12 protein-coding genes and 1 pseudogene are annotated in these 12,454 nt (G+C 68.6%); 9 read left to right on the top strand and 4 right to left on the bottom strand.

Going from position 1 to position 12,454, the window contains the following annotated elements; all coding sequences use genetic code 11:
* The first annotated feature begins 148 nt into the window (after window positions 1-148).
* The 5 genes and pseudogenes from OG474_RS02940 to serA all read left to right on the top strand — a co-directional run bounded on the left by OG474_RS02940 (window position 149) and on the right by serA (window position 6,698).
* Window positions 149-1,897, top strand: coding sequence for an acetolactate synthase large subunit (locus OG474_RS02940; RefSeq protein WP_405060604.1), 1,749 nt, complete (start codon window positions 149-151; stop codon window positions 1,895-1,897).
* Window positions 1,898-1,973: 76 nt separating this feature from the next.
* Window positions 1,974-2,477 (top strand): annotated as a pseudogene (gene ilvN, locus OG474_RS02935) (acetolactate synthase small subunit); the annotation flags it as partial.
* A gap of 201 nt (window positions 2,478-2,678) precedes the next feature.
* Entirely contained in the window at window positions 2,679-3,698 is a 1,020-nt protein-coding gene (gene ilvC / locus OG474_RS02930; RefSeq protein ID WP_405064536.1) for a ketol-acid reductoisomerase, read from the top strand.
* A 99-nt stretch (window positions 3,699-3,797) separates the two neighbouring features.
* The gene (locus tag OG474_RS02925; RefSeq protein WP_405060603.1) at window positions 3,798-5,021 is read left to right on the top strand and encodes a serine protease; all 1,224 of its coding nucleotides are present in this window, start codon (window positions 3,798-3,800) and stop codon (window positions 5,019-5,021) included.
* Between the two features lie 78 nt (window positions 5,022-5,099).
* Entirely contained in the window at window positions 5,100-6,698 is a 1,599-nt protein-coding gene (gene serA / locus OG474_RS02920) for a phosphoglycerate dehydrogenase (RefSeq protein WP_405060602.1), read from the top strand.
* 100 nt (window positions 6,699-6,798) lie between these two features.
* On the opposite strand, the gene OG474_RS02915 is transcribed toward serA, so the two are convergent.
* Window positions 6,799-7,365 (bottom strand): O-methyltransferase, encoded by a 567-nt coding sequence (locus tag OG474_RS02915; protein ID WP_405060601.1) that lies wholly within the window; start codon window positions 7,363-7,365, stop codon window positions 6,799-6,801.
* 123 nt (window positions 7,366-7,488) lie between these two features.
* Between OG474_RS02915 and OG474_RS02910 the strand changes: the two genes are divergently transcribed.
* Genes OG474_RS02910 through OG474_RS02900 form a run of 3 tightly spaced genes read left to right on the top strand, consistent with a single transcriptional unit; the run spans window position 7,489 to window position 9,852 of the window.
* Entirely contained in the window at window positions 7,489-7,668 is a 180-nt protein-coding gene (locus OG474_RS02910) for a hypothetical protein (protein WP_405060600.1), read from the top strand.
* Window positions 7,665-8,714, top strand: a complete 1,050-nt coding sequence (locus OG474_RS02905) for a 3-isopropylmalate dehydrogenase (RefSeq protein WP_405060599.1) — start codon at window positions 7,665-7,667, stop codon at window positions 8,712-8,714. The genes OG474_RS02910 and OG474_RS02905 overlap by 4 nt, the downstream gene beginning before the upstream one ends.
* Before the next feature lie 46 nt (window positions 8,715-8,760).
* Window positions 8,761-9,852, top strand: coding sequence for a branched-chain amino acid aminotransferase (locus OG474_RS02900; protein ID WP_405060598.1), 1,092 nt, complete (start codon window positions 8,761-8,763; stop codon window positions 9,850-9,852).
* A 52-nt stretch (window positions 9,853-9,904) separates the two neighbouring features.
* Here the strand turns inward: OG474_RS02900 and OG474_RS02895 are convergent, their stop codons facing one another.
* The 3 genes from OG474_RS02895 to OG474_RS02885 are packed head-to-tail and all read right to left on the bottom strand — an operon-like array spanning window position 9,905 to window position 11,946.
* Window positions 9,905-10,267, bottom strand: coding sequence for a hypothetical protein (locus OG474_RS02895; protein ID WP_405060597.1), 363 nt, complete (start codon window positions 10,265-10,267; stop codon window positions 9,905-9,907).
* Window positions 10,268-10,276: 9 nt separating this feature from the next.
* Window positions 10,277-11,419, bottom strand: coding sequence for a polysaccharide lyase family 7 protein (locus tag OG474_RS02890; RefSeq protein WP_405060596.1), 1,143 nt, complete (start codon window positions 11,417-11,419; stop codon window positions 10,277-10,279).
* A 32-nt stretch (window positions 11,420-11,451) separates the two neighbouring features.
* The gene (locus tag OG474_RS02885; RefSeq protein ID WP_405060595.1) at window positions 11,452-11,946 is read right to left on the bottom strand and encodes a hypothetical protein; all 495 of its coding nucleotides are present in this window, start codon (window positions 11,944-11,946) and stop codon (window positions 11,452-11,454) included.
* Between the two features lie 90 nt (window positions 11,947-12,036).
* On the opposite strand from OG474_RS02885, the gene OG474_RS02880 reads away from it, so the two are divergent.
* Window positions 12,037-12,444, top strand: a complete 408-nt coding sequence (locus OG474_RS02880) for a hypothetical protein (protein ID WP_405060594.1) — start codon at window positions 12,037-12,039, stop codon at window positions 12,442-12,444.
* Window positions 12,445-12,454: the final 10 nt, after the last annotated feature.

The raw sequence follows: 12,454 nt of genomic DNA, 5'->3' as shown, positions 1-12,454 counted from the left end.
CCCTTCAGCCAACCGGCGGAAGGGGTTTTTTGTTGCCAGGGCGACTATCTGAGACCCAGTAGCGTCAGGGGAACGAACACCAGCGAGGATGGATCGATCGCGTAACAGCCAAGCAAGGCACCGTGATCAGGATTAAGGGAAGGCACTCATGAGCGAGCAGCTGACCGGGGCACAGGCTCTGATCCGCGCACTGGAACATGCCGGAGTGGACACCGTCTTCGGCATCCCGGGCGGCGCGATCCTCCCGGCGTACGACCCGATGCTCGACTCGACCCAGATCCGCCACATCCTGGTACGCCACGAGCAGGGCGCCGGTCACGCCGCCCAGGGGTACGCCTCGGCGTCCGGCAAGGTCGGAGTCTGTATGGCGACCTCCGGCCCGGGCGCGACCAACCTGGTCACGCCGATCGCGGACGCCTACATGGACTCGGTCCCGCTGGTCGCGATCACCGGTCAGGTGGCCAGTGCCGCGATCGGGACGGACGCCTTCCAGGAGGCCGACATCCGCGGCATCACGATGCCGATCACCAAGCACAACTTCCTGGTCAACGACCCGAACGACATCGCAACCACGATCGCCGAGGCGTTCCACATCGCCTCCACCGGCCGGCCCGGTCCGGTCCTGGTGGACGTGACCAAGGACGCGATGCAGGCCAAGGTCGACTTCCAGTGGCCGACCGAGCTCTCGCTGCCGGGGTACCGTCCGGTCACCCGCCCGCACCCCAAGCAGGTGCGCGAGGCGGCCCGCCTGATCACGGCGGCCGAGAAGCCGGTCCTGTACGTCGGTGGTGGCGTGATCCGCGCGCAGGCCGAGGTGGAGCTGAAGGAGCTCGCCGAGCTGCTCGGCATCCCGGTCGTGACCACGCTGATGGCCCGCGGCGCGCTGCCCGACACCCACGCGCTGCACTTCGGGATGCCCGGCATGCACGGCTCGGTCTCCGCGGTCGGCGCCCTGCAGCGTTCGGACCTGCTGATCACGCTCGGCGCGCGCTTCGACGACCGGGTGACCGGCAAGCTGGACTCGTTCGCCCCCGAGGCGAAGGTCATCCACGCCGACATCGACCCGGCCGAGATCGGCAAGAACCGCGCCGCCGACGTACCGATCGTGGGTGACTGCAAGGAGGTCATCACCGACCTGATCGCAGCCCTGCGCACCGAGATCGCGAGCAGCGGCCGGACCCCGTCGTACGACACCTGGCGGACTCAGCTGGAGACAGTTCGGAAGAACTACCCGCTCGGGTACGACGAGCCCGAGGACGGCAGCCTGTCCCCGCAGTACGTGATCCAGCGGATCGGCCAGATCGCCGGCCCGGACACGATCTACACCGCGGGTGTCGGTCAGCACCAGATGTGGTCCGCGCACTACCTGCCGTTCGAGAAGCCGCGGCACTGGCTGAACTCCGGCGGCCTCGGCACCATGGGCTACTCGGTGCCGGCCGCGATGGGCGCCAAGGTGGCCCGGCCGGACAAGACGGTCTGGGCGATCGACGGCGACGGCTGTTTCCAGATGACCAACCAGGAGCTCGTCACCTGTGCGCTGGAGGGCATCCCGATCAAGGTTGCCGTGATCAACAACCAGTCGCTGGGCATGGTCCGGCAATGGCAGACGCTGTTCTACGACAAGCGGTACTCGAGCACCGACCTGCACTCGAACCGCATTCCGGACTTCGCCAAGCTGGCCGAGGCGATGGGCGGCGTCGGGCTGCGCTGCGCCGACAAGGCCTCGGTGGACGCGACGATCGACAAGGCGATGTCGGTGACCGACCAGCCGGTCGTGGTCGACTTCGTCGTGCACCGCGACGCGATGGTCTGGCCGATGGTCGCGGCCGGCGTCAGCAACGACGAGATCCAGATCGCCCGCGACATGGCGCCCCAGTGGGACTCGGAGGAACTCTGATGACTGAGCGAAGCGAAGGAAAAATTAAGCACAGCGTCCAAGCGACATCGGCGCCCGCAGCGAAGCGAGGACGATGATGTCGAAGCACACATTGTCGATTCTGGTTGAGAACAAGCACGGTGTGCTGGCCCGGGTGGCCGCGCTCATCTCGCGCCGCGGGTTCAACATCGACTCCCTCGCGGTCGGCCCGACCGAGCACCCCGAGGTGTCCCGGATGACCATCGCGGTCAGCGTGGACGAGCAGCCTTTGGAGCAGATCACCAAGCAGCTGAACAAGCTGGTGAACGTGATCAAGATCGTCGAACTCGAGCCCACGCAGACGGTTCAGCGCGAACTGCTGCTGGTGAAGGTGAAGGCGGACACCCTGACCAGGGGGCACGTGCTGGAGACCGTCCAGCTGTTCCGTGCGAAGGTGGTCGACGTGGCACCGGACGCGATCACGATCGAGGCGACCGGCAATCCCGAGAAGCTCGAGGCCATGCTCCGGATGCTGGAACCCTTCGGCGTCCGCGAGCTGGTGCAGTCCGGCATGGTGGCGATCGGACGGGGCAGCCGCTCCATCTCCGACCGCACGCTCCGGCCGGTCCCGGTGCCGCCGCCGTACGTCCAGTCGGGGACCCCGACGATCCAGGCACAGCCCCCAGAACGCCATACCTCATCGACTCCGCACCCGGTGCCGGCGCCGCCGCCGGGCCGCCCCGTGGCCCCGGCCCGTCAAGGCTGAGCGCCGTACCGGACCCCCAAGAAATCACAGAGGAGAACGCTCCAAGTGGCAGCAGAAATGTTCTACGACGACAACGCCGACCTGTCGGTGATCCAGGGCAAGAGCGTGGCCGTCCTCGGCTACGGCTCGCAGGGCCACGCGCACGCGCTCTCGCTGCGCGACTCCGGCGTCGACGTCCGCGTCGGCCTGCTCGAGGGCTCGAAGAGCCGCGCCAAGGCCGAGGCCGAGGGCCTGCGCGTCGTCACCCCGGCCGAGGCCGTCGAAGAGGCCAACGTCATCGTCGTACTGGCGCCGGACCCCGCGCAGCGCAAGCTGTACGCCGAGGCGATCGAGCCGAACCTGGCCGACGGCGACGCGCTCGTCTTCGGGCACGGCTTCAACATCCGCTTCGGCTACATCAAGCCCCCGGCCGGTGTCGACGTCTTCATGGTCGCCCCGAAGGGCCCGGGACACCTGGTACGCCGTGAGTACACCGAGGGCCGTGGCGTCCCGGTGCTCGTCGCCGTGGAGCAGGACGCGTCCGGCAAGGCCTGGGACCTCGCGCTGTCCTACGCCAAGGGCATCGGCGGCCTCCGCGCCGGCGGGATCAAGACCACCTTCACCGAGGAGACCGAGACCGACCTGTTCGGTGAGCAGGCCGTCCTCTGCGGTGGCGTGTCGGCGCTGATCCAGTCCGGCTTCGAGGTGCTGACCGAGGCCGGCTACCAGCCCGAGGTCGCGTACTTCGAGTGCCTGCACGAGCTCAAGCTGATCGTCGACCTGATCTACGAAGGCGGCATCGCCAAGCAGCGCTGGTCGGTCTCCGACACCGCCGAGTACGGCGACTACGTGTCGGGCCCGCGGATCATCGACGCCTCGGTGAAGGAGCGGATGAAGGAGGTCCTCGGTGACATCACCGACGGCACCTTCGCGGCCCGCTTCATCGCCGACCAGGACGCCGGCGCGCCGGAGTTCGCGGAGTTCCGCAAGAAGAGCCAGGAGCACCCGATCGAGGCCGTGGGCAAGGAACTGCGCGGCCTGATGGCGTGGGTCAAGTCGCACGACGACGACTACGTCGAGGGCAGCGCCGCGCGCTGACCCGCTAGCTGACCGGGCCCGGACCATTCAGGTGGATGGTTCGGGCCCCGTCATTTCTCCCCGCGGAGCCCGCTCGAACTGGCAGAATCATCGGCATCGGTGCGTGCGGCTGACGAGGAGGACGATTCGGTGGTGCACGACGGCAGACCGGCGCCGCCGCGACCGCCCCGGCGGATCCCCGCGGGTGCGCCTCCGCTGACCCAGCTGCAACCGCCGGTACGGCGTGGCCCGCCGCCCGAGCGTCGCCCGTGGCTCTACGGCCGCTTCCTGGCCGGTGTGATGGTCTTCCTGCTCGTGGTCGCCGGCGGTGCCACGGCCGGCTGGTTCATCCGCCAGGACCGGACGTCGATCGACGCGGACAAGGTGCTGACCGACGCCGGCTCGAGCGTTGTCCGCGTGCTCTCGACCGCGTGCGCCGGGAATGGGGAAGGCACCGGCGTGTACGTCGGCGACAACCTGGTCCTGACCGCGGAGATCGCCGTACTGGAGCCGCTCGCGGTGGCGGTCGTCACCCGGGACGGTGTGGTCCGGCGCGCGAACCTCCTCGGAACGGGCCCCGACGGGATCGCCGTGCTGCAGGTTGTCGGCAGGATGACCGTGCCGCCGCTCAAGCTCGCCGCTGATGCTCCGGATCCGGAGGCAGGCCGAGCGATTCTCGGCTACACCGCGGCAGGCACTCTGACTTCGCAGACGGTCGGATCGGTGCACCGCCCACGCGCGCTCAGTGAGGTGATGAACGCGGCCAAGCTCGGCGGCCCGGTGCTCGCCAAGTCCGGTGAGGTGGTCGGCATGGTCACCGGCGACAGCTTGCCCGCCGCCAAGATCATCCCGGTCTCCACTCTGCGGCCCTTCGCCGTACGGGGTGCTCAGGGCCTGACGTCGCACTCCGGCGGAACGTGCACGGAGTCGCGCGGCCCGCAGAGCACGCTCACGCCGGCCCTGCAGGTCTCGGCGACCCCGCTCGCGGTGCAGGCCCAGCGCACGCTGACCAACTACCTGACCCTGCAGAACCGGCACGACTTCGTCGGGGTCCGGAAGTTCTATTCGGCCCGCCTGAACGGGGCGCTGACCGCGGCGAAGGACCGGCAGAACCACCTGACGACGTACTTCTTCGGTGCGACCATCACCGAGGTCACCCAGTCGGAGGGGGCGGTGAACGTCCGGATCAACTACCTGACGCTCTTCTCGTCGAACGCCGATGGCGCGGCCGGTCAGAACTGCGCCCGCCGGGACCAGCGCTTCCGGCTGATCCCGGCCGGCAAATCACTCGTGGTCGACAGCACCGCCCAGGTGGTAGCGGCCGTCCCCTGCGACAACACCTGAGGTACGATCGAGTCAGCGGGCACAGCGCGGTGCTCTGTTCAACATGAGCCCCTACCGCTTTCGCAGGAGATATCTCCCATGACTGATGTGACTCGTCCCGTCGTCCTGATCGCCGAAGAGCTGAGCCCGGCCACCGTCGAGGCCCTCGGTCCCGATTTCGAGATCCGGCACGCGAACGGCGCCGACCGCGCCGAGCTGATCCCGGCGATCGCCGACGTCGACGCCATCCTGATCCGCAGCGCCACCAAGGTGGACGCCGAGGCCCTGGCCGCGGCGAAGAAGCTGAAGGTCGTCGCCCGGGCCGGGGTCGGCCTGGACAACGTCGACGTGAAGGCCGCCACCCAGGCCGGTGTGATGGTCGTGAACGCGCCGACCTCCAACATCGTCAGCGCCGCCGAGCTCGCGGTCGCGCTGCTGCTGGCCGCCGCCCGCCGGGTCCCGGCCGCCGACCTCTCGCTGAAGAACGGCGAGTGGAAGCGGTCGAAGTTCTCCGGTGTCGAGCTGTTCGAGAAGACCGTCGGCATCGTCGGCCTGGGCAAGATCGGCGTCCTGGTCGCGCAGCGGCTGGCCGCCTTCGGCATGAACGTGATCGCCTACGACCCGTACGTACAGGCCGGCCGGGCCGCGCAGATGGGCGTCCGGCTCGCCTCGCTGGACGAGCTGCTGGCCGCGTCGGACTTCATCTCGGTACACCTGCCGAAGACCCCGGAGACCATCGGCCTGATCGGCGACGAGCAGCTGCACAAGGTCAAGCCCGAGGTCATCATCGTGAACGCGGCCCGCGGCGGCATCGTCGACGAGACCGCGCTGTACTCGGCGCTCAAGGAGGGCCGGGTCGCCGCGGCCGGGCTCGACGTGTTCGCCAAGGAGCCGTGCACCGACTCCCCGCTGTTCGAGTTCGAGAACGTGGTCGCCACCCCGCACCTGGGCGCGTCGACCGAAGAGGCGCAGGAGAAGGCCGGTATCGCGGTCGCCAAGTCGGTCCGCCTGGCCCTGTCGGGTGAGCTGGTTCCGGACGCGGTCAACGTCCAGGGCGGCGTGATCGCCGAGGACGTCCGGCCGGGGATCGGTCTGACCGAGAAGCTCGGCCGGATCTTCACCGCGCTCGCCGGTGGCGTCGCACAGCAGCTCGACGTCGAGGTCCGTGGCGAGATCACGCAGTACGACGTCAAGGTGCTCGAGCTCGCCGCGCTCAAGGGCGTCTTCGCCGACGTCGTCGAGGACAACGTCTCCTACGTGAACGCGCCGCTGCTCGCGGCCGAGCGGGGCCTCGAGGTCCGGCTCGTCACCGACCACGAGAGCCCGGAGCACCGCAACCTGATCACGCTGCGCGGCACGCTCGCCGACGGCGCGCAGGTCTCGGTCAGCGGCACGCTGGTCGGCGTCCGGCAGTCGGAGCGCCTGGTCGAGGTCGACGGCTTCGACGTCGAGGTCGAGCTGGCCGCGCACCTGGCCTTCTTCACCTACGAGGACCGCCCGGGCATCGTCGGCCAGATCGGCCGGATCCTCGGCGAGGCCGACGTGAACATCGCCGGCATGCAGGTCAGCCGGGACCGCAAGGGTGGCAAGGCCTTGGTCGCGCTGTCGGTCGACTCGGCCGTGGCGCCCACGGTCCTGGACGACATCGCCTCCGTCGTCCAGGCCGACACTGCCCGCACTGTGGACCTCGACGCCTAGGTTTACCCGAACGGCTGTTTTACTGGTAGGTAGCCAGCCACCCGCAGGCGCATGGTGGCTGGTGAGGGCCCGGACCCAAGTGTCCGGGCCCGACCTATGTCTAGTGCCTGGTTGCGAGCAGTACGGCGGCGTCCGCGGCGACCATCACCTCGACGGTGGTGAAGCGCGGGTCCATCAGCCATTCCTGGCGCAGCGTGTCGACGCGGCCCTCGTACATCGGGGGCCAGACGCCGGACGGGGTGAAGTCGTCGAGGACGACGAAGCCGCCGGGCTCGATCACGTCGGCGATCACGTCGCGGGCCGAGAGCTTGGCCTCGCGGGCGTCGACGAAGAGCAGCGCGAACGGGCCGCGCTCGATCAGCGCGGTCCAGTCGGCCGAGACGACCTCGATCCGCTCGTCGTCGGCGAACAGCTCCGCCACGACCTGGGCCAGCTGCGGGTCGCTCTCCGCGGTGACGATCTTGGTGCCCTCGCCGGCGCCGCTGCGCAGCCAGGCCGAACCGACACCGCAACCGGTGCCGAGCTCGCCGAGCAGGCCGGTCTTGGACGCGGCCAGGCTGGCCAGCAGCCGGCCGGTCTCGTTCCGGGTCGAGCTGACGAAACCACGCCGTCCGGACAGGCTGAGGGCCGCGGAAACCAGCGGCGGCAGTTCTGGAGGAGCACTCACCGGTTGAGAGTTGCACAGCTGCGGTCCAGTCCCTGCACCGGGATCTCACATATTGGGATCGAATGCCCGCATTGTGGCGAGATAGTCGCATGTCAGAGTAAATTCGGACCCATCCTGCCGCCCATGACCAACCGGGGAGAGTGCAGCATGTACGACATGTATCCAGCCAACTGGCCCGCGATCGACGCCCGGGAGCGGAAGGCGGCCCGGCGCCGCAAGCCGGCCCGCCCGGCGAGCGACGAGGTCAAGGCTGTCCAAGAGGCCATGAACCGCCGCGACAACGGGGGAGAACCCAAGAAGTGAGCGACAACAAGAACTTCACGCTGGCCGTCGTTCCCGGAGACGGGATCGGACCGGAGGTCACCACCGAGGCACTCAAGGTGCTCGACGCGGTGGCCGCCCAGCACGGCGTGACGTTCGAGCGGACCGAGTACGACCTCGGCGCCAAGCGCTGGCACGCCACCGGTGAGACCCTCCCGGACGCCGAGCTCGAGGAGATTCGCAAGCACGACGCGATCCTGCTCGGTGCCGTCGGCGACCCGAGCGTCCCGTCCGGCGTCCTCGAGCGCGGTCTGCTGCTCAAGCTGCGCTTCACGCTCGACCACTACGTGAACCTGCGCCCCTCGAAGATCTACCCCTCCGTCGGCTCCCCGCTGGCGAACCCGGGCGAGGTCGACTTCGTCGTCGTCCGCGAGGGCACCGAGGGCCCGTACGTCGGTAACGGCGGCGCGCTGCGGGTCGGGACACCGGCCGAGATCGCCACCGAGGTCTCCGTCAACACGGCGTACGGGGTGGAGCGGGTCGTCCGGGACGCGTTCGCCCGGGCCCAGGCGCGGCCGCGCAAGAAGCTCACGCTGGTGCACAAGAACAACGTGCTCGTGCACGCCGGCCACCTGTGGACGCGGACGGTGGACAAGGTCAAGGCCGACTTCCCCGAGATCGCGGTCGACTACCTGCACGTGGACGCGGCGACCATCTTCCTGGTCACCGACCCGGCCCGGTTCGACGTGATCGTCACCGACAACCTGTTCGGCGACATCCTCACCGACCTGGCCGCGGCGATCACCGGCGGGATCGGGCTGGCCGCGAGCGGCAACATCAACCCGGACCGGACCGCGCCGAGCATGTTCGAGCCGGTGCACGGCTCCGCCCCGGACATCGCCGGCCAGCAGAAGGCCGACCCGACCGCGGCGATCCTGTCCGCGGCGCTGCTGCTCGACCACCTCGGCCTGCCCGAGGCGGCGGCCGCGATCGAGGCGGCCGTCACGGCCGATATCGAGGAGCGCACGGGCAGTGTCCGGACCACCGCGGAGATCGGCGACGCGATCACCAAGCGCGCAGCCGGCTGAAAGGTGGCCCTCGCATGACCAGTCGACCAACAGGTACGGTGCGGCTATGAGCAGCGACCTGCAGTTCACCGTTGAGCCCAACACCCAACCGGCCAGCGACGACCAGCGTGCCCAGATCCTGGCGAACCCAGGCTTCGGGCAGTACTTCTCCGATCACATGGCGATCGCCACGTGGACGAAGGACCAGGGCTGGCACGACGCACGGATCACCGCCTTCGGACCGCTGGAGCTGTCTCCGGCGACCTCGGTGTTCCACTACGCCCAGACCATCTTCGAGGGGATGAAGGCCTACCGTCATCCCGACGACTCGATCCACATGTTCCGCCCCGAGGCCAACGCGGCCCGGTTCGCGAAGTCGGCCCGCCGGCTCGCGCTGCCGGAGCTGCCCGAGTCCGCGTTCCTGGACTCGATCAAGGCGCTCGTCGAGCTGGACCAGGCCTGGGTGCCCACCGGTGGTGAGACCTCGCTGTACCTGCGCCCGTTCATGTTCGGTTCGGACCCGTTCCTCGGTGTCCGCCCGTCCGCCCAGGTGACGTACTGCGCGATCGCGTCCCCGGCCGGTTCGTACTTCAGTGGCGGCGTGAAGCCGGTCCGGATCTGGCTGAGCGAGGAGTACACCCGGGCGGCCCCAGGTGGCACCGGCGCGGCCAAGACCGGTGGCAACTACGCCGCGTCGCTGCTGGCCCAGGCCGAGGCGACCGAGAACGGCTGTGACCAGGTCGCCTTCCTGGACGCGATCGAGAAGAAGTGGGTCGAAGAGCTCGGCGGGATGAATCTGTACTTCGTCCTCGACGACAACTCGGTCGTCACGCCGGAGCTGTCCGGCACGATCCTCGAGGGCGTCACCCGGGACTCGATCCTGAAGCTCGTCACCGACCTCGGCCACTCCGTTGCCGAGCGCAAGATCTCGGTCGACGAGTGGCGCGACGGCGCCGCCTCCGGCCGGATCCGCGAGGTCTTCGCCTGCGGCACCGCCGCGGTGATCACGCCGGTCGCCTCCCTGAAGTGGAAGGACGGCGAGGTCCAGGTCGCCGACGGCCAGGGCGGTCCCGTGACCGCGGCCGTCCGCACCGCACTCCTGGATCTCCAGTACGGCCGCACCGCGGACCCGCACAACTGGATGACCAAGGTCTGCTGACCACGATCGAATCGGTCCGGTCCGGTGCTTCGGCACCGGACCGGTTCTGTTTCTAGCGGGCGTCCTTCCAGATCCGGACGCCGATCAGAATGACCACTGCCCACAGGCCGAGGGCAATGCGTGGCGCACCGGTCCAGCCGTCGTCGGCGGTCAGGATCAGAAAGGTCGCCAGTAGTCCGACGATGCCGCCGAAGAAGGTGGTGCCCATCGTGGTGCGGACCAGGATCAGCACGGCCATCGCCAGGTAGGCCAGCGCCAGGATCGAAACCCCGTCACTCCGGTCGTTCAGCAGCCCGGCTCCGGTCGAGAAGCCGGACTCGGGAGGCAGCCAAGGCGTGCCGAGCAGCCCGAGCAGCACCACGGAGAGGGTGAAACCCATCAAGCGGTGCTTGAGCTGCTTGTTCTCCTCGCTCATGAATTCCCTTCAGGAGTGCGTGACGGTGACGGATGTGAGGGTGGTCTGGCCGTAGTTGGTGGCGGCGCAGGGCGACGAGTTGGTGCAGTTGGCCTGGGTGTAGGCGCCGGCTTTGAAGTAGGCGCCGGAGAAGTTCTTGCTGATCGTGGTCTGCAGGGTGCCGTTGTAGTAGGCCTTCACCTGGCCGCCGCCGACCGCGAACTTGGCCTCGAAGACGGTCCCGAGGACGTACGAGCTGGTCACCAGCTTGTGATGCGTGGTGTCGCCGTTGGTGATGTAGAGGCTGCTGCCCTCGAGCCGGAACACGGAGACGTCGTCATCCGCGTCGTGGATCTGCGCACCCACCAACTGCGGCTTCTCCGCCGGCAGATGATCGAACGACTCCCGTACGACGAGGGTGTGCGTTCCGGAGGTCGACGACCAGCTCGCGTTGCTGCTGCCGTTCATCTCGCGGAGCTCCGAACGTGGATAGCTCGAACCGCTCGTGGTGACACCGTTGACGGGGGCCCGGAACTGGACGCCGTCCCCGACGACCTTGAAGAACGGGTCGTTGGAGTAGCTGTCGAGCGCGGGCTGCTTGACCTCCGTCGGGCTTCCGCTGGACCCGATCGGCAACGTGACCTTCCAGTTGGTCAGATCGAGCACGTCAGCCGGCACCTGCGGACCTGGTTCGGAACCACCGCTGCCCCAGACCTCGATCTCGGTGACGCTGCTCCAGCTCCCCGTGCCACCGGAGTTCAGTTGGTAGCCGTGGCCGACGTACCGGATCTTCGAGGCCTCCTGGTCGGTGAAGTCGAAGGTCTGCAGGGCCGTGCTGGTGCCGCTGCTGAGGCCGTCGAAGACGGTGGTCCAGGTGGAACCGTTGAGGACCTGCAGCTCGAAGTCGTTCTTGCGCTCGTCACCCTTGTAGACGGCGACCTTCAGGTGGCTGACCGTCTTGGTGGCGCCGAGGTCGAGGGTCAGCGAAGCTCCGTCACCGTCACCTGACCAGCGGGTCGCGTAGTTGTTGTCGATGGCGTTGGTCGCGACGTTGGCGTCGCTGGTGCTCGCAGTCACGCTCGCCGGGGTGAGTTCGACGTTCGCCGCGTACGCCGGTGGGACGGCGATGGCGGTTGCCGCGAGCACCAATGCGGTGCTGAGGAGGGTCTTCATGGTTGGCCTCTCGGGGCGGGAAGGGGCGGTGTTCAGTGGCGTTTCGTGGAGCTCGCGGCGCCGCAAACGGCTGCCGCCAACAACCAGAGGGCGATGACCACGACGGGTGCTCCGGTCCACTCGACCTCGGTGCTGCCCTTGGACTCCGGCCGGCTGACCACGATCACGAAGGACGTCACCGCACCGGCGAGTGAGAGCAGGATGCCGGTCACGGTCCCGGCCCGGACGAGCATGAGCGCGCCGGCGAGCAGGATGTAGACGAGCACCGGGAAGGGCCCGAGCGCGCCGCGGGTGATCGCGTCCCCGGCGCCGGCGAACAGCGAGATCCCGCTGTGCGCGTCGACCAGGTGTGGCATCGGGTCGTCCGAGGTCACGACGTACCAGGTCGGGGCGAGCAGCGCGAGGAGCGTCGTCGCCGTGGCGAACAGCATCGTGCGGTACTGGCGCCGGCGGAGCTCACCGGCCGGTTCGAAGAGCGCCGTACGGACCTCGTCCTCGAACGCCTCACGTTGCACTTCGTCACTCATCGGAAACTCCCTGTGATGTTGGTACTTCACAGGATCTTCTCAGGCCGAAGTGGCCAATCGGCCGCGATCGGCCCGATAAAGTCAACTTGTATGAGCAGCCTTCCTGACGACGTCCAGGCCTACTACTCGGACCTCGCTCAGCGGCGCGACTGGTCGTACGAGACTGTCGTCGCGGTGCGGACGACCGTGGACCTGATCCGGGAGCTGGACCGCGGGACGGCACCGCGGACGTACGGCGCGGTCGCGGCCGACGACGGGACGGACTGGCTGTACGAGGCGGTCTGGCACGAGCGGGAGTGGGTCGTCGTGCGGCAGCTCGGAGTCCGCGAGGACGGCGAGATCACGCAGTACTGGTGGCAGCGGATCGAGGACGACGAGGGCATGCTCACCGACAAGGCGCTCGATCGGGAGTCCTGGGGACTGCGCGAGCTGTCGCGGGAGGATTTCTACGCCGCCTGGGACGAGCCGGGCTGGTCGCTGGGCGCACTCACCGCCTGAACGGACAGCT

The sequence above is a fragment of the Kribbella sp. NBC_01505 genome (assembly GCF_045040285.1).
Lineage (GTDB): Bacteria > Actinomycetota > Actinomycetes > Propionibacteriales > Kribbellaceae > Kribbella.
Note: the sequence above shows the minus strand (reverse complement) of the source record. Positions and strands in the feature narration are given on the sequence as shown.